Annotated in this window: 22 protein-coding genes; 8 read left to right on the top strand and 14 right to left on the bottom strand. The window is 63.8% G+C overall.

The window, feature by feature from the left end; translation table 11 throughout:
• The first annotated feature begins 134 nt into the window (after positions 1–134).
• Complete coding sequence (locus NKJ18_RS01595; protein WP_245259859.1) at positions 135–671, top strand: DUF1134 domain-containing protein; 537 nt, start codon at positions 135–137, stop codon at positions 669–671.
• 155 nt (positions 672–826) lie between these two features.
• Positions 827–1,987, top strand: a complete 1,161-nt coding sequence (locus NKJ18_RS01590; RefSeq protein WP_023669949.1) for a coiled-coil domain-containing protein — start codon at positions 827–829, stop codon at positions 1,985–1,987.
• A gap of 38 nt (positions 1,988–2,025) precedes the next feature.
• Here NKJ18_RS01590 and NKJ18_RS01585 read toward each other — a convergent pair whose 3' ends face one another.
• The 6 genes from NKJ18_RS01585 to NKJ18_RS01560 all read right to left on the bottom strand — a co-directional run bounded on the left by NKJ18_RS01585 (position 2,026) and on the right by NKJ18_RS01560 (position 6,768).
• The gene (locus tag NKJ18_RS01585; protein ID WP_023669950.1) at positions 2,026–2,820 is read right to left on the bottom strand and encodes a TrmH family RNA methyltransferase; all 795 of its coding nucleotides are present in this window, start codon (positions 2,818–2,820) and stop codon (positions 2,026–2,028) included.
• A 71-nt stretch (positions 2,821–2,891) separates the two neighbouring features.
• Positions 2,892–3,230 carry an ArsR/SmtB family transcription factor gene (locus NKJ18_RS01580; protein WP_023669951.1) on the bottom strand — a complete coding sequence of 113 codons (339 nt, stop codon included), beginning with the start codon at positions 3,228–3,230 and terminating at the stop codon, positions 2,892–2,894.
• A 153-nt stretch (positions 3,231–3,383) separates the two neighbouring features.
• The gene (locus NKJ18_RS01575; RefSeq protein WP_023699709.1) at positions 3,384–4,154 is read right to left on the bottom strand and encodes a HugZ family pyridoxamine 5'-phosphate oxidase; all 771 of its coding nucleotides are present in this window, start codon (positions 4,152–4,154) and stop codon (positions 3,384–3,386) included.
• A gap of 35 nt (positions 4,155–4,189) precedes the next feature.
• Positions 4,190–5,242 (bottom strand): CaiB/BaiF CoA transferase family protein, encoded by a 1,053-nt coding sequence (locus NKJ18_RS01570; RefSeq protein WP_352757730.1) that lies wholly within the window; start codon positions 5,240–5,242, stop codon positions 4,190–4,192.
• Positions 5,243–5,363: 121 nt separating this feature from the next.
• Positions 5,364–6,125: a 3-hydroxyacyl-CoA dehydrogenase gene (locus tag NKJ18_RS01565; protein ID WP_023683632.1), complete on the bottom strand. Its 762-nt coding sequence runs from the start codon at positions 6,123–6,125 to the stop codon at positions 5,364–5,366.
• Between the two features lie 106 nt (positions 6,126–6,231).
• Entirely contained in the window at positions 6,232–6,768 is a 537-nt protein-coding gene (locus NKJ18_RS01560; protein WP_023686191.1) for a GNAT family N-acetyltransferase, read from the bottom strand.
• Between the two features lie 271 nt (positions 6,769–7,039).
• On the opposite strand from NKJ18_RS01560, the gene NKJ18_RS01555 reads away from it, so the two are divergent.
• Positions 7,040–8,026, top strand: a complete 987-nt coding sequence (locus NKJ18_RS01555; RefSeq protein WP_023699707.1) for a glutathione S-transferase family protein — start codon at positions 7,040–7,042, stop codon at positions 8,024–8,026.
• A 16-nt stretch (positions 8,027–8,042) separates the two neighbouring features.
• Here NKJ18_RS01555 and NKJ18_RS01550 read toward each other — a convergent pair whose 3' ends face one another.
• Positions 8,043–8,543: an NUDIX domain-containing protein gene (locus NKJ18_RS01550; protein WP_031195394.1), complete on the bottom strand. Its 501-nt coding sequence runs from the start codon at positions 8,541–8,543 to the stop codon at positions 8,043–8,045.
• Between the two features lie 71 nt (positions 8,544–8,614).
• Here NKJ18_RS01550 and NKJ18_RS01545 point away from each other — a divergent pair, with 71 nt between their 5' ends.
• Positions 8,615–9,541, top strand: a complete 927-nt coding sequence (locus NKJ18_RS01545) for a metallophosphoesterase family protein (protein WP_023683636.1) — start codon at positions 8,615–8,617, stop codon at positions 9,539–9,541.
• On the opposite strand, the gene NKJ18_RS01540 is transcribed toward NKJ18_RS01545, so the two are convergent.
• The 4 genes from NKJ18_RS01540 to leuA form a co-directional block, all read right to left on the bottom strand.
• A complete protein-coding gene (locus NKJ18_RS01540; protein ID WP_023669959.1) occupies positions 9,542–10,159 on the bottom strand; it encodes a hypothetical protein in 618 nt (205 codons plus the stop codon).
• Positions 10,160–10,243: 84 nt separating this feature from the next.
• Entirely contained in the window at positions 10,244–11,047 is an 804-nt protein-coding gene (locus NKJ18_RS01535) for an alpha/beta fold hydrolase (RefSeq protein WP_352757729.1), read from the bottom strand.
• Between the two features lie 103 nt (positions 11,048–11,150).
• Complete coding sequence (locus NKJ18_RS01530; RefSeq protein WP_352757728.1) at positions 11,151–12,920, bottom strand: tetratricopeptide repeat protein; 1,770 nt, start codon at positions 12,918–12,920, stop codon at positions 11,151–11,153.
• 193 nt (positions 12,921–13,113) lie between these two features.
• Positions 13,114–14,790 carry a 2-isopropylmalate synthase gene (gene leuA / locus NKJ18_RS01525; protein WP_023711107.1) on the bottom strand — a complete coding sequence of 559 codons (1,677 nt, stop codon included), beginning with the start codon at positions 14,788–14,790 and terminating at the stop codon, positions 13,114–13,116.
• A 482-nt stretch (positions 14,791–15,272) separates the two neighbouring features.
• On the opposite strand from leuA, the gene NKJ18_RS01520 reads away from it, so the two are divergent.
• Genes NKJ18_RS01520 through NKJ18_RS01510 form a run of 3 tightly spaced genes read left to right on the top strand, consistent with a single transcriptional unit; the run spans position 15,273 to position 17,535 of the window.
• The gene (locus NKJ18_RS01520) at positions 15,273–16,439 is read left to right on the top strand and encodes an ATP-grasp domain-containing protein (RefSeq protein WP_023711108.1); all 1,167 of its coding nucleotides are present in this window, start codon (positions 15,273–15,275) and stop codon (positions 16,437–16,439) included.
• Positions 16,440–16,444: 5 nt separating this feature from the next.
• Positions 16,445–17,221: an esterase family protein gene (locus NKJ18_RS01515; protein WP_023748138.1), complete on the top strand. Its 777-nt coding sequence runs from the start codon at positions 16,445–16,447 to the stop codon at positions 17,219–17,221.
• A complete protein-coding gene (locus tag NKJ18_RS01510; protein WP_031199220.1) occupies positions 17,221–17,535 on the top strand; it encodes a nuclear transport factor 2 family protein in 315 nt (104 codons plus the stop codon). The genes NKJ18_RS01515 and NKJ18_RS01510 overlap by 1 nt, the downstream gene beginning before the upstream one ends.
• Before the next feature lie 10 nt (positions 17,536–17,545).
• Here the strand turns inward: NKJ18_RS01510 and NKJ18_RS01505 are convergent, their stop codons facing one another.
• Positions 17,546–19,081: an MFS transporter gene (locus NKJ18_RS01505; protein ID WP_023686183.1), complete on the bottom strand. Its 1,536-nt coding sequence runs from the start codon at positions 19,079–19,081 to the stop codon at positions 17,546–17,548.
• 146 nt (positions 19,082–19,227) lie between these two features.
• Here NKJ18_RS01505 and NKJ18_RS01500 point away from each other — a divergent pair, with 146 nt between their 5' ends.
• Complete coding sequence (locus NKJ18_RS01500; protein ID WP_023669967.1) at positions 19,228–20,124, top strand: LysR family transcriptional regulator; 897 nt, start codon at positions 19,228–19,230, stop codon at positions 20,122–20,124.
• A 53-nt stretch (positions 20,125–20,177) separates the two neighbouring features.
• Here NKJ18_RS01500 and NKJ18_RS01495 read toward each other — a convergent pair whose 3' ends face one another.
• The gene (locus NKJ18_RS01495) at positions 20,178–20,930 is read right to left on the bottom strand and encodes an SDR family NAD(P)-dependent oxidoreductase (RefSeq protein ID WP_023669968.1); all 753 of its coding nucleotides are present in this window, start codon (positions 20,928–20,930) and stop codon (positions 20,178–20,180) included.
• A gap of 45 nt (positions 20,931–20,975) precedes the next feature.
• Entirely contained in the window at positions 20,976–22,064 is a 1,089-nt protein-coding gene (locus NKJ18_RS01490) for an AbrB family transcriptional regulator (protein ID WP_023711109.1), read from the bottom strand.
• Positions 22,065–22,074 lie beyond the last annotated feature (10 nt).

Genomic DNA, 22,074 nt, shown 5'->3' with positions numbered 1-22,074 from the left:
TGCCCGTAACAGTCATCCTTAACGGCCGCCTAAAGAGCCGGACGGGTGCGAGGCGTCGGCGAAAGTGCTCCCTGACGGAGATTGGAAGCATGGTTTCCCGATTCTACGACCGGACGTTTGTCCGCGTCTTCTTCATGGCGATTGCCCTCATGGGCGCTCTCGCTTTCTCAACCTCTGCGTCGCGGGCACAGGAATACACCGCTCAGGAGATCGTCGATTCCGGTCACAAGTTCTTCGGCGCGACGTCGGGCGGTCTCGCAACCGTCGTCGAGAAGATTTTTGCCTCCTACGGCCTGCCCAATGGCTATCTGCTCGGCGAAGAGGGATCCGGCGCGCTGATCGGGGGCCTGACCTATGGCGAAGGTACGCTCTACACCAAGAATGCCGGCGACCATAAGGTGTTCTGGCAAGGGCCTTCGCTCGGTTGGGATTTCGGCGGCGAGGGATCGCGGGTGATGATGCTCGTCTATAACCTCGACGACGTCAGCAATCTCTACAATCGGTTCGGCGGCGTTGCCGGTTCGGCCTATGTCGTGGCCGGCGTCGGCTTCAACGTGCTGCAGAACAACAGGGTGCTGCTGGTGCCGATCCGCACCGGCGTCGGCGCGCGGCTTGGCGTCAATCTCGGCTATCTGAAGCTGACGCAGAGGCCGACCTGGAATCCTTTCTGAGCGATTCCGACCACACTTCGACCCGATCAACAGATTCTGACCCGGTGCAGCTGCGGCAAACCCTTGCCGCAGCGCTGGATTTGCGTCATGCGAACATGGCAAAGTCCAGACTTGGCGGTTGCCGGATAGCGGCCCGCCCGTAACGGGTAGTCACCTTGGTTCAGTCGATCCTGTTCTTCGCCCTCGGCTTTCTGTGCGCAGGCTTTCTGGCGCTGCTGGTCGCGCCGGCCATCTGGCGGCGGGCGGTCGCGCTGACACGCAAGCGTGTCGAGGCGTCGGTGCCGCGAACGCTGGCCGAGATCCAGGCCGACAAGGACAGCTTGCGGGCCGAGTTCGCCATGACGACGCGCCGGCTCGAAATCAGCATCAAGACGCTGCGTGAGCAGGCGAATGAGCAACTCGTCGAAATCAATCGCGGCCGCGAGGCGCTGAAGGGCCTGGCGGTCGAGCGCAAGGACAAGAAGCAGGCGCTTTCGGAGCTCGGGGAAAAAAACGAATTGCTGCTGCATCGCGAGCAGCAGATACAACAGCTGTCGGACAGGCTTGCACAAACAGAGCGCATGATGGAAAAGCGCGCGCTCGAGCTGGAAAAGCTCGAACATATGTACGACGACGCGTCCTTCTCCTCCAGCAATCGTCAGATCGAACTGGTGGCTCGCGAATCCGAGCTGGAAAAACTTGCCAACGACATTTCAGTGCTGCGCGGCCAGCGGAAGGAGGCCGACAAGCGCCATCAGGAAGTCGTCGCCGAAGGCAAGGCCACGCGCGATGCCTTGAAGGCCGAAAAGAAAAGAACCGCCGACCTCGACAGAAAGCTCGAGCGCCTGCTCGCCACGCTGGCCGATCGCGAGGACAAGCTCGATCGCCGCGAAAAGGAACTGGCCCGGCTTCGCGAGCGGGTGAAGGGCGAGGCTACAGGAGGCGCCGTGGCTGCTGGCCTGGTTGGTGCGCAAGACAGTGCCCGCGCCAGGAACGAGGACATCGACAAGACGCTCGCCAAGCTCGAAGGCGACCGAGAGCGGCTCGAAGCCAGGCTGACGACGCTGGCCCGCGAAAACAAGCGGATGAAGGCGGAGCTTGGCGGTTCTGGATCCGCGAAGCCCGGGAATGGCCCCGGCAATGGCAATGATGCCGGTTCTGCCTTGCGCGAACAGATGAACAATCTGGCGGCTGAGGTCGTCCATTTGACGGCCAAGCTCGAAGGACCCGATTCACCGATCGCCAAGGCGCTGGCGGCGCCGCAGGAAACGCGGTCAGGAACCACCAGCCTGGCCGATCGCGTGCGGGCGTTGCAGAAGGCAGATTTGCCGAGCTGAGTTTCAAGCCCCGGCTTGGAATTGCCTGACTACGCCTATCAGGGCGAAAAATGGTGCAGCGCAATGGCTGACGCGGCAGCAACATTCAGGCTGTCGAACCCTTCCGACATCGCGATCCGCACCGTCCGCAGGCGGGCAAGCAGGCTCTCCGGGAGGCCCTCGCCTTCGGTGCCGAGATAGAGCGCCAGTCGTTTCGGTCGCGCGGCATCACGAATGTCAGCCTCACCACGCGGCGACAAAGCGACCTGGCCGAAGCCCAACTCGCCGAGCTTCGCGATGAAAGCTTCAGTGTCGCCGAAGGACGCAAAGGGCACCTTCAACGCGGCGCCGACGGAGACGCGGATCGCCTTGCGATACAGTGGGTCGCAACAGGTGGCGTCGACGAAGACGGCATCGGCGCCGAAGGCGGCGGCATTGCGGAAGATCGATCCGATATTGTCATGGTTGGCGATGCCGATGAGAACGACGATCAACGCTTCGGCAGGCAAGGTGTCGAGCAAGGCCTCGGCGGGCTGTGGCGTGCCCTTGCTGCCGATCGCCAATATACCGCGATGCACGTGGAAGCCGGCGATCCTGTCCATGACGGCGCTTGCCGCAACGTAGACCGGCAGGTCGGCAGGGGCCTTGCGCAGGATGTCGTCGAGCCCGGCCAGCCGGTTTTCGAGGACCAGGACCGACTCCGCAGCAAAGCGTCCGGCTGACAGCAGGACGTCCAGCACCACCTTGCCTTCGGCAACGAACCGGCCATGGCGGCCGGTGAGATCGCGCTCGCGGATGTCGAGATAGGCGGCGACCCGCGGATCGCGCGCGTCGTCGATCTGGATCGGATCCATCAATACCTCGGCCGGCGAAAAATCGTCAGCGAGGTAAGGAGCGATCGGAGTCGCCAGTCAAGCCCTGCAGGTCAAGTCCCGGCGCGGCGCAGACGCGTTGCCATCTGGGACAAGTCGCCTATCCCGAAAATGCCGTCCAGCATGCGCAACAGTTCGCGCACCGCTTCGGACTTGCAGGAATAGTAGATCATCTGCCGGTCGCGGCGGGTCTCGACAAGATCGAGCGCCCTGAGCTTGGCCAGATGTTGCGACAAAGCGGACTGGCTGAGCATCACCTTTTCGGCGATGGCGCCGACCGACATTTCACCGTCGGCCAGATAGCTCATGATCAAGAGCCGCTTTTCGTTGCCCATAAGGGTCAGAAATGTCGCCGCCGATTCGGCATTGGCGATTAGTTTGGTCGAGACCATCGATGCCCCATGTTTTCCTGCTCATCCAAACGCTATGGGGGCAAATAGCGTTGGCTGCTATAATTCAGCTATGGATCACGCTGCTGATTCAGCGTCGCCTGAATCGTAGATCATTTCGCCCAAATCTCAAGACGTGCTTTTGATTCATGACGATTATCCTTGCGTAGCTGGCGCACGACCGGCTTTGGCCATGTCGACCAGAACCGGCCGCAGGTCGCGCGCGGTCTTCAATGGCTGCGGAAAATAGACCCTGCAAACGGTGTCGCCCGATGCCAGGTCCATGCCATCGGCATCGAAGCCGGTCATGGTCCAACCATCACCTTCAACCCTGGCGAAATGATGGGCATAGACGGCGATGGCGTCGAGATGGTCGGCATTCATGTGGTCGAGAGCGGATTGTTCGCTGGCGGCCAGCTCGTCGACGATCAACCCCTCGGTGATGAGATCGGCACGGTCGAGCAGGTAGGCCTTGCCGAAGCCGCCATTCAGGCTGGCGCGCTCCGGCTCGAGGCGAAAGATCGAGAAATCGCCGAGCCCGGCATAGAGCTTTGCCTTGGGATTGCGGTTGAGATAGCGCCGCTCGGCGCGGGTATGCGCGCTCGACCCGCGTTCCAGCGGCTGCGCCCGGCAGACCAGCGTTATCCTGGGATGCGCCAGCGGATCGCCCTTGCCGGGTTCGCCGGCAAGCAGCGAGCAGCGCGGCTCGGCAAGGATGGCGCCGGTATGGGCTGACAGCGCCGAGACAAGGATCAGAGGCGTGCCATCGATGTCGGTGGCGACTCCGACCCTGGAGGCCAGCGGTGCGCCGGTCGACGGCTCGATCACCGCGAGGGCGCCGAAACGGGCGCTGCGGATCAGCGTTGCGGCCAGCCTGATCGCCTCGGCGTCCGTCGCGCGAATGACGTCCTTCTTCGGCTGGTCCAAAATGCCCACCAGGTAAGTTGATTTTCTAAATCCAGTTATTGGCCAATCATGCCGACTTTGACAAGCGCTTTGATCTCGGCTGTCGAAAAGCCGAAGCGCGCCAGCACAGTCTGGGGCAGCTGATCGTCATCTTCAGACATGCCGGCAAGCGCCGGCTGCGAGGCCGAGAAGCGTGGCGCGGGCGCGGGGCGCTCGAGCGCACCGGCCTTCACAAATGCGTGACGCGCCCGGTTGTGCGGATGATCCCTGGCTTCGGCCAGCGACAGAACCGGCGCCACGCAGGCATCGCTTGCGGCAAACAGCGCGTCCCAGTCGTCGCGTGTCTTCTGCCGGAACCGGTCGGCAATGGCCGCGCGCATGTCCGGCCACAACGCCTTGTCGTATTGGCCGCGGACAAAATCCTCGCCGAGCGGCAGCAGCTTTGCGAATGCGGCGAAGAAGCACGGCTCAAGGCAGCCGACCGCAACGTGGCGTGCGTCCGCCGTCTCATAGGTGTCGTAGAAGGGCGCACCGGAATCGAGCAGGTTGGCGCCGCGCCGGTCGCTCCACAGACCTGCCGACATGAAGGCGTGTATGGGGGCCGCCAGCATCGAAGCGCCCTCGACCATCGCCGCGTCGATCACCTGGCCTTTGCCGGAGCGCGAGCGCTCGAACAGCGCTGCAAGCACCCCGGCGATCAGCATCATGGCGCCGCCGCCATTGTCGGCGATCAGATTCAGCGGCGGCACCGGCCGACCTTCCTCCCGGCCGATGGCATGCAACACACCCGAATAGGCGAGGTAGGTGATGTCGTGGCCGGCACGACCTGCGAGCGGCCCGTCCTGGCCGAAGCCGGTCATGCGGCCGTAAATCAGCGCCGGATTGCGCGCCAATGCAGCATCCGGGCCGAGACCAAGCCGCTCCATCACACCGGGGCGAAAGCCTTCGACAAACAGATCGGCCTTTTCGGCAAGGCGCAGCAGCAGTTCCGTTCCTTTGGCCTGCTTGAGGTCGACGCGCAGGATGGAGCGGCCGTGACGGTCGAGATTGTACGCATCGGAGAGCGGCAGCAGGGGTTGGTCCGAACCGGTGCGCTCGATGCGCAGCACCTCGGCGCCCCATCTCCGACAGCATCAGCCCGGCCAGAGGCACCGGGCCGAGCCCAGCCATCTCGATGACTTTCAGGCCGGCCAGCGGACCGGTCTTCACTGCGCCGGCCGCCATGGCCGTCTATTTCGGCGCCATGCGGATTGCCCCATCGAGGCGGATGGTTTCGCCGTTCAGCATCTGGTTTTCGACGATATGCAGGGCGAGCGCGGCATATTCGGACGGCTCGCCGAGGCGGGACGGGAAGGGCACGGCCGCGCCGAGCGAATCCTGCACCTCCTGCGGCATGCCGGCCATCATTGGCGTCTTGAAGATGCCGGGCGCGATGGTGCAGACGCGAATGCCGGAGCGCGCCAGGTCGCGGGCAACCGGCAGCGTCATGCCGACGACGCCGCCCTTGGATGCGGCATAGGCGGCCTGGCCGATCTGGCCATCATAGGCGGCCACCGACGCGGTGTTGACGATGACGCCGCGCTCGCCGCCCTGCAGCGGTTCGAGTTTGGCGGCACGGTCGGCGACGAGGCGGATCATGTTGAAGGTGCCGATCAAATTGATCTCGATCACCTTGCGGTACTGGTCGAGCGGATGTGGACCATCCTTGCCGATCGTCTTCACGCCGATGGCAATGCCCGCGCAATTGACCAGGATGCGCGCTGGCCCAAGTCTCTTTTCCACCTCGGCGACCGCGGCCGCACCGCTGTCGGCGCTGCTCACATCGCACTGGATGGCGGCGCCGCCAATGTCGCCCGCCACCTTCGATGCCCGGTCGATGCCGATATCGAAAATGGCGACGCGCGCGCCCTTGTCGGCCAGCGCGCGGGCGGTTGCCTCGCCGAGGCCGGAGCCGCCGCCGGTTACGATCGCAATCTGGCCGTTCGGGTTCATGCTGCATGCTCCGTGCTGTTCCAGGTCATGCTACGGAGGTCGCCGCCATGGTGCAACCTGACCAATGGGGATCCATCGCGACCGGTGCCGCGACCGATCCTGGAGCTCAGGCCATCACTGGTGCCTGCTCCGCGATCCTGGCAAGGCTGGCATGGCCGACCTCGCCGGAGAGCCGCGCCACGGCACCGGGCACGATCTCGTGCGACAGCAGCCGGTCGAGGTCGACCGGGCGCGGCATGGAGATCTGGCCGCGGGGGATCTTTCTGAAGCCGAGCGGGCCGTAATAAGGCTCGTCGCCGACAAGGATCACCGCCGGCGCGCCGGCCTTGGCGGCCGCCTCCAGCGCGATCGCCACGAGCCGGCGGCCGATACCGAGATTCTTGAAGGCGGGCCGCACGGCGAGCGGCCCGAGCATCAGCGCGCGTCCGGCGCCGGCGGCGATGCGGGTCATGCGCACCGAAGCAACGACGATGTCGCCATCCATGGCGACAAAGGATAGCGAGCGCTCGTGGCCGCCGGTCTCGCGAATCTTGTAGGCGGCCAGCACGAAACGGCCGGGGCCAAAGGCTTCGTCGTTGATGGCTTCGATTTCGGGATCATGCGCCGGAGTTTCCGGCAGGTATTTCACGTCGGCAAGGCTCATGGTCTTCGCGGTCCGATAAAGAGGAAAGGTTGCTGCAAGCGGCAGCGTTCGCCAGTCAGCGCTTTCTAAGCGCGGGCGCCCTTTCGTCGTCGGTCAAACCGGATCAAGCCAAGATCGAACATGCGGAGTGTCCGCTAGCATCAATTTCCGGCGGCTGCAATCGGCTGTTTTCATCCGGCGTTTCATACGAGTGACGCTCTGTTCAGCAGATGACGGCTTCGGCATTGCCGCCTTGCGACTACATTGGCCAAGGCACGCAAGGAGATTTCGTATGGGATTGCTGGTCGAAGGCAAATGGCAGGACCGTCCGGCCAATGTCGATAGCAGCGGCAGGTTCATCCGCGCCGAGACGCAGTGGCGTGACTGGATCACGCGCGACGGCGCGCCGGCGCAAGGTCGTACGCGCGGCTTCAAGGCCGAGCCCGGACGCTACCATCTTTATGTCTCGCTCGCCTGTCCGTGGGCGCACCGCACGCTGATCTTTCGCGCGCTGAAGAAGCTAGAAGACATCATCCCGGTTTCAGTCGTGCATCATTTCCTCGGTGCTGAGGGCTGGACGTTTTTGGCCGAGGATGGCGCCACCGGCGACACGCTCTACGGCCTCGACTTCCTGCACCAAATCTACACCAAGGCCGATCCAGCCTATTCGGGCCGGGTTTCGGTGCCGGTGCTGTGGGACAAGAAGGAAGAGACCATCGTCTCCAACGAATCCGCCGAAATCATCCGCATGCTCAATTCGGCCTTCGACGAGTGGGGCGATGCCGCTCTCGATTCCTATCCGCCAGGCCTGCGCGGCGAGATCGACAAGGTCAATGCGCTGGTCTTTCCCGCCGTAAACAACGGCGTCTACCGCGCCGGCTTTGCCACCACGCAAGCGGCCTATGAAGAGGCGTTCGGCGAGCTGTTCGCGGCGCTCGACACGCTGGAGGGCCGACTGTCAAAACAGCGCTATCTCACTGGCGAGCGTGTCACCGAGGCCGATTGGCGGCTGTTCACCACGCTGGTGCGTTTCGACCCGGTCTATGTCGGCCATTTCAAATGCAATCTGCGCCGCATCGCCGACTATCCGAACCTTTCGAACTATCTGCGCGACCTCTACCAGGTGCCCGGTATCGCCGGCACGGTGAACCTGCACCACATCAAAATGCACTATTACGGCAGCCACGAGAGCATCAACCCGACGCGCATCGTGCCGGTCGGGCCTGGGCTCGACTATGGCGCGCCGCACGACCGGGCGCGGTTCAGGCAGGCGGCGTGAGCATCGGATTGACAGCCTACCAGTACGGCGATACCGGCTCGCCTTCAAAAACCTCGGCAAGCCGCCGCAGCGTCGCCGGCGTCGTGCCATGCGGCAAGCGGTCGAGCGGAAAGAAGCCTGCTTCGGCGATCTCGTGGTCCGGCAGTTTCGGCGCGGTCTGGTTGAAGGTTTCGATGAGATAGAGGCCGACATGGTCGCGGCGGCTGGAGCGGCGGTTGAAATGCATCGATTTCAGCACCGGCTGGGCTGTCAGCGCGATGTTGCCTTCCTCGGCCAGTTCGCGCACCAGCGCCTCACCGAGCGTCTCGCCGACTTCGACGCCCCCGCCCGGCAATTGCCAGCCGGGAACGTAGGTGTGGCGGATGAGGAAGACAGTGTTCGAGGCGCGATCGTGGATCAGGCCGCGCACGCCCAGCGTCATCGGCCGCCGCAGCAGGAAATAGAGATGGAACAGCCTTGCCCTGAGGCCTGCCCAGCCGGTCTGGCGAAACGCCTGCTCCGGGTCCGATATAGCCATGACTAGCGAAACCGTGGATGGGCAGGAAACAGTGAGTGGAAAGCGGGGAGCGCGTCGCCTATGAAGGAAGGATGTTCAGGCTCGCGCATATTTCCGATGTCCATCTGGGGCCGCTTCCCGGTGTAACCTATCGCGAACTCGCGTCCAAGCGCGTCGTCGGCTACGTCAACTGGCAGCGCAACCGCCGCCGCCATATGCACGATGCCGTCATCGACACCATCGTCGCCGACATGAAGGCGAGCACACCCGACCACCTCACCGTTACCGGCGATCTGGTCAATCTGGCGCTCGACGGCGAGATCGAGATGGCCAAGCACTGGCTTGAGACGCTGGGTTCGCCGGAGGATGTCTCGGTGGTGCCGGGCAACCACGACGCCTATGTGCCGGGCGCCTTCGACAAGGTCTGCCGCTCCTGGGCGGCGTGGATGAGCGGCGACGGCGTGACTGCGCCGATCGACCGCAACGCTTTTCCCTATCTGCGCGTACGCGGCAATGTCGCGCTGATCGGCGTTTCGACGGCGCGCGCCACGGCGCCGTTCATGGCCAACGGCTTCTTCCTCGAAGGTCAGGCGCAAAGGCTGGCGACAGTGCTCGACGCAACGAACAAACGCGGCCTGTTGCGGGTGATCATGATCCATCATCCGCCGGTGCGCGGCGCCGTCGCCCAGCAAAAGCGCCTGTTCGGCATCTCCCGCTTCCACAAGACCGTTCATAGGCATGGCGCCGAACTCGTGCTGCACGGCCATTCGCATCTGCCGTCGCTGTTCTTCATCGGCGGGCGCGGCGCCAGGATTCCGGTCGTCGGCGTCGCCGCCGCCGGGCAGTCGCCAGGCAGCAAGAACCCGGCGGCACAGTACAATCTGCTCGATATTGACGGGGAGAAGGGCAATTGGCTGATTCGCCTGACGCGGCGCGGCCTGACCGGGCCGGCCTTGCCGCCATCGGACCTGCAGGTCATTGAACTCGGCGCGCAGACACCGAGGCCTCCAGATCGTTGATCAGAAGCTGATCTTCATCGCCATCAGGCGATCCCAAAACAGCGCGGCCGCCACCGCCAGGCCAACAAGCGCGCCGGCGGCGACCAAGCCGAGACCGGAAAGGAACGTCGACCAGCCCCTGCGGGGCACGGCTGCTTGCAAGGGCGGCTCAGCTTCCGGCACGGCGGCGCGTTTCAGGTCGGCGACGGCCGGCTCGACACCGCCCTCCATCATGCGCTGACGCTCGACGATACGCTCCGCCACATAGCGCGTGACCTGATCGGCGACCGGTTTCATATCGGTCGATTCGGCGAGCACGACGCGGCCGATGCGGGTATCCCTGAGAAAGCGGTAGGTGCGGCGGTCGCGCCCCATGGCGACATGGCTGATGGCGTCGATCCACAGGCGGGGCTGCAGGCCGGAGGAGACGACGAAGTCGAAATTGTCCATGTCGGCGGGCACGTCGGCAAAGACCGGGGCGAGCTCGGCGGCGAGCAGATCAAGCCGCATCCGGTGCGCCTCGCGCATGTCGACCACGACATCGTCGCGATCGGCGAAGGCATTTTTCACATCGCGAACGGCGTCGGACAGTTTGCGGGAGGTGTCGATGGGGGTGATGTTTTCGCCAGTGTCCTTCATCGGCGTCGCCTCGCTGATATGGTTAATTGCGAGTTAACACAGGCGGCGGCAAAATGCACTGGCGAGATGCGGGGCGCAAGTAAGTTAGCTCGCCGCGGCCTCGAATGTCGGACGCAGGCGCCTGCCGCGGCGTGCCATGTTTCGGCGCACGGCCTGGGCGACCACATCAGGCACTTCCTCGACCAGCATATGGCCGGCATCGAGCACGTGATGAATATGAAAATGCGCCGGCAGACAATCAGCCTGGGTAAAGGGCAGCACCGGATCGTCCGTTCCCCAAACCACCATCACGGGCATGTCGAGGGTGTCCAGCTGTTCGCGGGGGATGACGCCCTGCCGCTCGTTCCTGGTCATGACGGCCGATATCTCAATCAGCTTGCGCAACTGGCCGGGGCGACGGCGTAGGTCCGCCAGGACGCCGACGATGCGTTCGGGCGGCGGGCTTTGCGGTCCCGACATGGCGGCAAGGCAGGCGCGGATTTCCCGTCTGTCGGCCGCTGCCGCATAGCGGCGGAGCAGCGGTCCGTTGATCTCGGGGCCAACACCGCCCGGCGCCAGAAGCGTCAGCGAGCCTATCCTTTCAGGCTCGGCAAGCGCCATCAGGGCAGCGACCGCGCCGCCCATCGAATGACCGGCGACATGCACCCTTGCTATCCCGCGTGCGGCGAGATCGGCGAGAACCGCTCGCGCCGCTGTTTTGGCCGGGCCGCTGCCAGGAAATTCGAGAGACAGTCCGTGTCCCGGAAGATCGTAGGCCAAGGTCCTGACATCCGGCCCTAGCGACGCGGTCACCTCGCGCCAGATATCATGGCAACCACCGAAGCCATGCAGCAGGACGACCGTCTTCGGCCCGGCGCCCCGCTCGGCAACATAGAGGGATGAGACCATGAAAATGTGCGATTATTGCAAGACTGGAGAGGAAATTCGAATCGAGGCTGGATTGCTCCCAGTCCAGACCGATGGCCAGTAAAGTTTTCGCGATCCGGAAAGACTAGCTGGCGTTGCCGAGGCCCGCGGCGCGCAGCGCCTCAACCAGCCGGTCGGTCAGATCGGCGGGATATTTGCGCTCGGCGAAGGCCGCGCGCGGATCGGCGGCGAATTTCGGGAATTTGGTGGTCAGCTCATCCAGAAGCTTGGCTGCCAGCTGTTCGCGGCCGGCAGCCTTGGCGCTGATCAGCCGCGCCGCCAGATAATGCGATTTCATCGCCGTCGTGCGCAGCGACTCGCTGGCTATCGCGGCCTTGTTCATGTCGCCCAGCATGAATTGCCCGGCGAAAAGCCCAAAATCCCACCATGTCGGATGGCCGCTGAACGTCTCGACGGCATGGGTCAGGATGGGTGTTCCCTCGGCATATTTGCCGGCAAAGATCAGGCCATAGCCGTAAGCGGCAGCCATGCCGAGGTCGTAGGGGTTGAGCTCATAGGCCTTGCGCATCCAGCGGATCGATTCCTCGGTGTTGCCGAGGCGCGAATTGAGGTAGCCATAGGCGCGGTGCGCATAGGGGCTGGTCGGTCCCATCTGGATGGCGCGATGGGCGAAAGACATTGCTTGTTCGACCGTCGCGCCAGGCGGATAGGCGTAATGATCGGTGGCGGCCTCAAGGGTCAGGGAGGCCAGTTCCGAATAGACCAACGACGATTTCGCACCCTGGCCGGCGAGGTTGTCCAGGCAGCGATAGGCGGCCTCGTGCGTCCTGGTGCTCTGGTCGAGATAGTATCTGTCGTTGAGGATCAGGCAGCTCGTCAGCCCGGTCTGGATGCCGTTCTGTTCGATGTAGCTGTAGAGCGGGCCGGAGGCGGGAATGGTCGAGCTGAGGATGGCGGCGATACGATCCTCGACGGTGCCAGGTGCGCTGTCGGCGGCCGTCAGACTGCGGGACAAAAGCACGCGGCCCGTCGCCACGCTCTGCAGTTCGAGCGTCACGTCACCTGCCATCGGTCCCGGCAGGACATCGAAAACGAAGCTGGTCGGGTCGGTGCTCGGATCGCGCTTGCTGTCGGCGTCGCGGCCGATGAAGTCGATCGTGTCGAAACCGGCAAGGCCGGCGCGCAGCGAAGCGGCGACGCGGCCGGCCTCGGGGCCGGTGGCCTTCACCGCGATGTAGACGAGGGGCAGGGCCTCCATCGACGGCGATGCGATGCTGCTCGTTACGCCTGCGGTCTCGACCACCGCGGTAGGATCGCTGCTGGCAAGCAATGCGCCGCTGCCCTGGCGCAGGATGAGCACGCCCAGCATGAGAATGACCAGCGTCATGGCGACCCAGAAGAACTGGAGATGGCGCGCCAGCGAAGGCCCAGGTTCTGTAACCCCCGAAGCTGTCGCGGCAGCGGGAACGGCGTCAAGAGCCGCCTGGTCGGGCGATCCGGGCAAGGCGGCTACCGCCGCCGCAAGCGGCTCCTGCCCAACCGGCAGGCGTATGGCGTTGAGCTCATAGGACGGCACGTAGCCGCCGCGCGGAATGGCAATGCGAACCGGTTCGGCTATGCCTTCATTGGCGAAATAATGCTGGAGAAGTTCGCGCAGCCGGCCTGCCTGCACCCGGACAACGGCGTCGGTCGACGAATCGAAATCGCCGTCCTTGCCGAAGACGTCCATGGCGATGGAGAAACCCTTGAGCCTGTCGGCTTCGCCGGCCTGCTCGCGCTCAACAAGATAGCGCAGCAACTTGCGCGCGCGCTCGGAACGTCCGAACGTTTCGCTGGCGAGCAGTCGCTCCAGTGTCTCGCGCACTGCGGGGGCGGCAGGCGTGGCATGCTGCAAGTGTCGATCCTCTCGAAGTCGGCACAGGTTGAGGCGCAATCATATAGAGCCTGCACTTCCATACAAGCATGCTTATGTTATGCGATCGCGTAACACACCGGATAGTTGCCGGTGGTTGACACAAAAGACCGGAATTTCCCTCGGCAAATGGGGGATTTCCGGGCGCCGCGGACATTCGGCGCCCGGGAAAATATCAGCCGGCCTTGCGGCCGATTATCCGGTTGGCGGCCGAAACAACGGCTTCCAGCGAGGCGGCGACGATGTTGGTGTTGATGCCGGCGCCGAACAGCTTGCCGCCGGGATATTCCATCTCGACATAGGAAATCGCCGAGGCGTTCGAGCCGCGCTGGAGCGAATGTTCGGAATAATCAAGCACCGACATGTCGACGCCAACATGACGCGACAGCGCATCGACGAAGCCGTCGATCGGGCCGGTGCCGGAGCCGGCGATGGTCGTCTCCTTGCCGTTGTCGAGGATCACCGCCTCGACCACGCGCCGGCCCTTTTTCTCGGTATCGGGATAGGTGTGATGGTCGAGGAACTTCAGTCGTGCGCCGGGCTGGTCGACATAGGTTTCGATAAAGCGGTCATGGATGCGTTTTGCCGGCACTTCCTTGCCTTCGGCGTCGGTGATCGCCTGGATCTCCTGGCTGAACTCGATCTGCAGGTTGCGCGGCAGATTGAGGCCGTAATCGGCCTGCAGTACATAGGCGATGCCGCCTTTGCCTGACTGTGAGTTGATGCGGATGATCGCCTCGTAGCTGCGCCCGACATCGGCCGGATCGATCGGCAGATAGGGCACTTCCCAGACCGGCGTGTTGGCCTTCTTCAAGGCCTTCATGCCCTTGTTGATGGCGTCCTGGTGCGAGCCGGAAAAGGCGGTGTAGACCAGTTCACCGACATAAGGATGGCGTTCGGATATCTTCAGCTGGTTGGAATATTCGTAGACGTCCTTCATCCGGTTGATGTCGGAGCAATCCAGATGGGGATCGACGCCTTGCGTGTACATGTTGAGCGCCAGCGTCACGATGTCGACATTTCCGGTGCGCTCGCCATTGCCGAACAGCGTGCCTTCGACGCGGTCCGCACCCGCCATCAGGCCGAGCTCGGTGGTGGCGATGCCGGTGCCGCGATCGTTGTGGGGGTGCAGCGAGATCAGCAGGTTCTCGCGGTCGTCCAGGTTGCGGCACATCCATTCGATCCGGTCGGCATAGATGTTGGGCGTCGACATCTCGACCGTCGACGGCAGGTTGATGATCAGTCTGTTGTCGGCTGTCGGCTTCACGATCTCGGTGACGGCGTTGCATATCTCCAGCGCGACTTCGAGCTCGGTGCCGGTAAAGCTTTCGGGCGAATATTCGAAGCGATAACCGCCGCCGGCCTTGGCCGCCATGTCGGTGATCATCTTGGCCGCGTCGGTGGCGATGCGCTTGATACCGCCGACATCCTTCTCGAAGACGACGCGACGCTGCAACTCGCTGGTCGAATTGTAGAAATGCACGATCGGATTGGTAGCGCCCTTCAGCGCCTCGAAGGTGCGGGTGATCAGTTCGGGACGGCACTGCACCAGCACCTGCAGCGAGACATCGGCCGGCACATTGCCTTCCTCGATGCACCAGCGGGCGAAATCGAAATCGGTCTGCGAGGCCGAGGGGAAACCGATCTCGATCTCCTTGAAACCCATGTCGAGCAGCAGGGCGAACATGCGCGCCTTGCGCTCATGACCCATCGGATCGATCAGCGCCTGGTTGCCGTCGCGCAAATCGACCGAGCACCAGACCGGTGCCTTGTCGATGACCTTGTTGGGCCAGGTGCGGTCGGTGAGACCGACCGTCGGGTAGGGCTGGTATTTTCGGGCCGCACCCGGCATGTGGCCGGTCGCGCGTTTTACGCTTTCGGCTTCGCCGGCGCGGATGTCTTCTCGTGCGTTCATCGTCTTGTTCTCCCGGCGGCTCGCGGATCGGTCTTCGGACGGATTCCAGGGCGAGCAGCGCCTTATCAGATTTTCGTTCGCTTGATGTGAATTGCCAATTTCTGAACTGGCCAAGGAGCGTGCGCGTAAGCGGCGGTTCGACCGCCGGGCGCTCCTTCAGCGAACCCGGCGATCGCCGATAAGGCCGAGAAGAAGCAGGGTCGATGCCAGCGCGCGCACGGTCTCGCCGGCAAAGCCGGTCGGACGGGAAGCGACGGAGGAGACGCGCGTGTTCATGGCGGGGTTCATACAGGAGCCGCCATGGACAGGCAAGTGGGCTGCCATTCCACCACTCGCGAGCACTCTTCCCCATGCGCGGCAAATGCGCCAGACTTGCGTGTAGCCGAGGCCGCAATGCTTCGCCGTCGGAGGGATCATCCGTGAATTTTGTTTTCTTCTCGCCGCATTTTCCCGCCAACGGCGCCGATTTCTGCGACCGGCTGAAAAAGGCCGGCGCTACGGTGCTGGGCATTGGCGATGCGCCTTATGAGGCGCTGGACGGGAAGCTGAAGGTGGCCCTGTCGGAATATTACCGCATCGCCGACATGGAGGACTACGATCCGGTGTTCCGGGCCATGGGTCATTTCATCCACAAATGGGGCCGGATCGAGCGCTTCGAGTCACTCAACGAGCATTGGCTGGAGCTGGAAGCCAACATCCGCACCGACTTCAACATCTACGGCACCAAGCTCGATTTCGTGAAGAATTTGAAGCGCAAGAGCCGCATGCGTGCATTCTTCCGCAAGAGCGGCGTCGACACCATCGCCCAGCGCAAATGCTCCGACCGGGCCGGCGCCATGACCTTCATCCGCCGCGTCGGCTATCCCGTGGTGGTGAAGCCCGATTCCGGGTCCGGCGCCTCGAACACCTTCAAGATTTCCAACGCCAGGGAGCTTGACCAGTTTTTCAGAGACAAGCCCGAGGACGTGACCTTCGTCATGGAGCAGTTCATCGAGGGGCTCGTGGTGACCTTCGATGGGCTGGTCAACCGTGACGGCGAGGTGGTGCTGGCGGCCAGCCACCGCTACGACCAGAGCATCATGGAAGTGGTCAACAAGGACCGCCACATGAGCTACACCTGCTTTCCCAAGGTCCGACCGGCGATCGAAGAAGCCGGCCGCAAGATCCTCAAAGCGTTCGACGTGCGCGAGCGCTTCTTCCACATCGAGCTGTTCGAAACCAAGGACGACCGCGTCATCGCGCTTGAGGTCAACATGCGGCCGCCCGGCGCCTGGATGACCGATGCGATCAACTACACGTTCGACATCGACGTCTACGCGGCCTGGGCGGACATGGTGGTGAAGGATGCCGCCGGCGGGCCTTACGAGGGCAAATATTTCACCGCTTATGCCAGCCGCAAGCAGCACCTCCACTATTTGCACAGCCATGAGGACGTGCTAGCCGCGCATCGCGACAAGATCGTCCATCATCAGCCGATAGAAAAGGTTTTCAGCCGCGCCATGGGAAATTACGCCTACCAGATGCGCTCGAAGGACGAAGCAGCACTGCGCGCGGCCGTCGCCTACATCCACGCGGAAAAGGCTTGAACGCGATGGACATCTCCTATCACAAGCATTTCTCCGGCAATCTCGGCCGCGACATGGAATACAAGCGCTACGGCCATGCCGGCCGGCCGGTGGTGGTGTTCCCGACGTCGCAGGGGCGGTTCTACCAATTCGAGGATTCCGGAGGGGTTGGAGCGCTGGCCGAATTTATCGATACCGGCCGCATCCAGCTGTTTGCGGTCGACGGCGTCGATTCGGAATCGTTCTTCAACAAGCATGCCGGCGCCGCCCACCGTATCGGTCGCCACGAGGCTTATTTCCGATATGTGCGCGAGGAGGCGCTGCCGGAGTTTCTGGCGACCGCCGAGCAAGCCAATGGCGGGCGCAAATTAAAGCCGCTGTTCACCGGCTGTTCGATGGGCGGTTATCATTCCACGAACTTCGTCTTTCGCTTTCCCGAACTCGCCAGCGGCGTCATCGCACTGTCGGGCGTCTATTCGGCGGGCGACTTCTTCGGCAAGGCGCTGGAAGGTGATATCTTCTACAATTCACCGCTCGACTATCTGCCCGGCATCGTAGACCCAAAACTGCTTGCCCGGCTGAAGGCGCTGAGGATGATCTTCTGCTGCGGGCAGGGCGCCTGGGAAGAGCGGATGCTGGTCGAGACCCGCAGGCTGGAACAGATCCTGCGCGACAAATCCATTCCCGCCTGGGTCGACTATTGGGGCGGCGATGTCAGTCATGACTGGCCATGGTGGCACAAGCAACTGGTCTATTTCTTCGGCCGCTGGCTGGATGATGATCTGATGCACCGGCTCGATTGATGACCACACCCGAACCTATCCGCCGCTTTATCGAGGCCACCAATGCGGGTGATAGCGAAGCCGTTCTCCACACGTTCACAGCCGACGCGTCCCTGACCGACTGGGGGCGGTCCTTCCAAGGCCGCCAGCAGATCGCGCGCTGGAACCAGTCGGACAATATCGGCGTGAAGTCCAATCTTCGCATTGTCCGCATCGCCGAGGTCGAGGGCAGCTACCGCGTCCGCATTGCCGTGAAAGGCAATGGCCTCAACGGCGAGGGTGACATGACCTTCGTGCTGGACGGCCACCGCATAGCGAGCCTCGTCATCTCCTGACGCGGCTCAGCTACCCTTCCTGGCAAACCGGCAGAGCAATGGTCTCGTGTTCCACCGCCGATCCACGGCGCAAGCCGAGAAAGACGACAAGGGCGGTGACGATGGTGATTGCCGCCAGCACGATCAGCAGCCTGTCGAACGCGATCTCATAGGCTTGGACCAGGACCGTGGCTCCGGCACCCGGCAAGCGGGCTGCCGCTTCGCCGATGTTGCCGGTCACCAGCAGCTGCGCGGCGGCGGTTGCATCCAGGGAAGACGCCGTTCCCTGAGCCGCCAGTTGGGCTGCCGTGAAACCCGACAGGACTGCCATGACGATCGCCAGCGCCACGCCTTCGCAAGCGACGCGGGTGGTGTTGAAGATGCCGACCGCCATGCCGGCACGCTCTTTCGGCACGACGCCGACGGCAAGTCCGTCCATCAGCCCCCAGGGCAAGGCGATGCCGACGCCGATGAGGATCAGCGGCGCCACCAGCGCTGCGACGACAGGCGGTGTCAGGCTCAGCCAGACAAGGCCGCCGGCGGCCACAAGCAGGCCGACACCGCAGATCGTTGCCGGAGCGATCCAGCGCGCTACCTGGCCGGCGAGCAGTGGCAGGATCAACAGCGGTCCCGACAGGCAGATCATCAACTGCCCCGCCTTGATCTCGCTCATCCCCTCGATGCCGATGAAGCGGATAGGCAACAGCACCAGCAGGACGACGAAGCCATAGGCGGGAGCGGCCGCCAGGAACTGGACGCCGACGAAGCGGGGAAAGCGGAACAGCGAGAGATCGAGCATCGGCCGGCGCACGCGCCGCTCGACGACGACGAAAGCGGCAAAGCAAAGGGCGGCCGCCACGAGAAGCCCGATCACCAGGGGATCGGTCCAGCCGCTCTGCGGCGCTTGCAGCACGCCGTAGGTCAGCGATGCCAGCGCGATCGTAAAGGTGCCGGCTCCCGCCCAGTCGAGGCCGGTCGCATCCGGATCGCGCGATTCCCTGATGGTGCGCAGGCCGAGCAAAGCGGCTGCAATCGCGAGCACTGCCACCAAGACGAAGATCGATCGCCAGCCGAAAGCATCTATGAGCAGGCCCGACGCGATCGGCCCAAAAGCGAGGCCGATGCCGAAACTGGTGCCGAGGAAGGAGAAGGCGCGCAGCCGCAATGGCCCATCGAATTCCTGGGCAAGAGCGGAGGCGCCGCCGGCAAAGGCGGCGGCACTGCCGAGCCCTTGCGCAGCCCTGAGCACATCGAACCAGACGATATCAGGGGCAAACATCGATCCCAGCGATGCCAGCACATAGGTGGCGAGGCCAACAAGGAAGAGCCGCTTGCGGCCATGATTGTCGGCCAGCGCGCCTGATGCCATCAAGGTGGCGGCGAAGGTCAGCATGAAGGCGTTGGTCACCCAGTTGAGCGCGATCGGGCTGCCGCCGAGGTCGGCCGCAATGCGGGAAAGCGCGACGGCCGGGCCGGTGAAGGTCAAGGGCATTGTCATGGCGGCAAGGCATACCGACAACAGGACAAGCCATGGCGCGACCGCGCCGTTTGTGGTCTTCGAGGTCATGGATTTCCTATCTGAACCAGGATCCGCCGGCCTGCCGCAAGCTTGCTGCGCCGGTCGTAACGGGAAGATAGGCTCGCGACACTTCGAGAAAAATAGTGTTAAATCTCCAGATATACCGGACTGAAACGCTCGAATGGAGAGATGCGATGGAACGCCTCAATGGGCTCCTGGCCTTTGCCCGCACGGCTGAGTTCGGCAGCTTCATCGCTGCGGGCCGCACGCTCGGCATCTCGGCATCGGCCGTCGGCAAGAGCGTCGCCAGGCTCGAGCAGGATCTCGGCGTAAGGTTGCTTCAGCGCAGCACGCGCCGCATCGGCCTGACCGAAGAGGGCAAGCTGTTCAACGAGCGGGTGCGGCGCATCCTCGACGACATCGACGATGCCGAGGCGATGCTGTCGCGGAGCCGCGAAACACCGCATGGGCGGCTGCGCGTTTCGACGCCGATCGTGACCTATCATTTGCTGTTCCCGGTGCTGTCCGAGTTCATGGCGCGCTATCCCGAAATCGAACTCGACATCGACTTTAACGACCGCATCGTGGACCTCATCGACGAAGGCGTCGACATCGCGATCCGCAGCGGCGACCTGCCGGATTCGCGCTTGGTGGCGCGGCCGCTTGCACCCTTCCGGCTGCTGTTGTGTGCGGCACCCTCCTATATCGAGCAGCACGGCAACCCGAGCCGCCCGGACGATCTCGTGAACCATTACGGCATCCGCTTCCGCTTTCCCAACAGCGGCAAGCTGCAAGGCTGGCCGTTCATCGGCGGCAGCGCCGAGCCGCAGGTCCGCTCGATGCTGACCTGCAACAACACGGAGGCGCTGAAGGGCGCCACGATGGCCGGGCTCGGCATCAGCTCGATGCCCGATTTCTTGGTCCGCGAGGCGCTGCGTGACGGCCTGCTGCGCACGGTGCTGGACGACCATGTCGACGGCCGCGGCCAGTTCCGGTTGCTTTGGCCGTCCAATCGCCATTTGTCGCCAAAGGTTCGCGCCTTCGTCGACTTTCTTCCCGACCGGCTTGCCGCGACGCTGAGCGGCTCTTGAATTAGTCCTTCGCGGCCGACAGCGACGGCGACAGCAAGGAACAGCGGCGCTTCTCAGTAGGTGGCGCGGCCGCCGGAGAGATCGAACGTTGCGCCGGTGGTGAAGGAATTTTCGTCCGATAGCATGAAGGCGATCATCGCAGCCGCCTCTTCGACTTCGACGAACCGGCCTCGCGGCACCTTGCCCAGCATGTAGGCGACCTGGGCCTCAGTGAGCTGTTCGAGGATGCGGGTGCGGGCGGGCGATGGGGTCAGCGCGTTGACGGCGATGTCGTGGCCGGCCAGTTCCTTACCGAGCGATTTTGTCAGCGCGAGCACGCCGGCCTTGGCGGCGGAATAGGCGGCGGCATTCGGATTGCCTTCCTTGCCTGCGACCGAGGCGATGTTGACGATGCGGCCGTAGCTGCGCGCGATCATGCCGGGCACCAGGCGCTTGCAGCAGTAGAAGACGCCGTTGAGGTCGATGTCGATTATCTGACGCCAGGCGGCAGGATCATAATCCGCCACCGTCGCTGCCGGTCCGGCGATGCCGGCATTGTTTACCAGCAGATCGACCGGACCAAGCGAGCGCTCGGTTTCGGTCGCGGCGCTGTCGACGGCCTCCATCAGCGATTGATCGCACAGCAAACCCTCGACCCGGCCGAGCGGGGCGAGTTCGGAAACGGCCTTCGCCATGGCGGTCTCGTCCACATCCCAGATGGCGACGCTGGCGCCCGATGACAGCAGTCGCCGGGCGACAGCAAGGCCGATGCCTTGCGCGCCGCCGGTCACCACGGCGACCCGGCCTGAGAGATCGACGGCATTCACACGACGTTTCATGGGCACTTTTCCTCTTCCCTGGATATTTGAATCTCAGTCCCTGACGGCTCTCGCCACCAGCCGCGCTATGCTCGGCCCGGCGATGAGCACGACCAGGAAGCGGGTCGACTGCAAGGCCATGACGAAGGATATGTCGACGTTCTGCGCGGCGGCGGCAATGATGGCGACGCTGTCCATGCCGCCGGGGCTGGTCGCGAGATAGGCGGTCAGCGGATCGATACCAAGGACGTGGCTGATCAGCCAGGCTAGCCCGCCGCAAAAGGCGATCAGCACGACGATAGAGCCGACGATCTGCGGCAGCGCCCGTGTCGCATGACGCAGGATCGCCCGGGTAAAATTCAGCCCTATCGACCAGCCGACCATCGCATAGGAGAGCGCCAGCAGCCATGGCGGCAATTGCATCGCCACGCCGAAGCCGAGATGGACGATGGTGCCGATGATGAAGGTGCCGAGGAAGAAGGGTGACGGCAGCCGGCACAACCGGCCGAGCAGGCCGCCGACCAGCGCCACGCCGAGCGTGGCGGCAAAGGCTGCCGGTTCGATCGGCGGGAACCAGACGATGGCTGGTACCTCGATGCCCGAAGTGTCGACCCACATCTTGGCGACGAGTGCTGCCGTCATCGAGACGAAGATGACGCGCAGATACTGCATGAAGGCGACGAGGCGCTGATCGGCGCCGAAGGCACCGGCCATCAGCACCATGGCAGTGGCAGCACCCGGCGACGAGCCCCAGACCGCGGTGGTGCCGGGCAGGATGCGCCAGCGGCTGATCAACCAGCCAAGCAGGCTGGACGCCGCAAGGGTCGCCAGCACCACGACAAGGACCAGCGGCCATTCCTTGTAGAACACCGAAAAAATGTCGGTGGAGATCGACGCCGCGACCAGACAGCCGACCAAGGCCTGGGCGGCGGCGAACAGCGGCCGCGGCACGCGCACCGTGGCGCCATTGGTGCCGGCAAGGATCGCCGCCAGCATCGGGCCGATCAGCAGCGCCGCCGGCAGTGCGGCGTATTCCAGCGCGCCGGCGAACAGCAGCGAGACGATCAGCAGCACCAGCCACTGCCGAACCGGACGCATGCGCGCCATGCGTTCGACGGCCGGTTGGTCTGGCGAAGAGTCCATGTTTGGGTCT

Origin of the sequence: Mesorhizobium sp. M0217, assembly GCF_040321955.1 — a bacterium.
Taxonomy (GTDB): Bacteria; Pseudomonadota; Alphaproteobacteria; order Rhizobiales; family Rhizobiaceae; genus Mesorhizobium.
The sequence above is the reverse complement of the archived record's forward strand: the minus strand, read 5'-3'. Positions and strand labels throughout refer to the sequence as shown.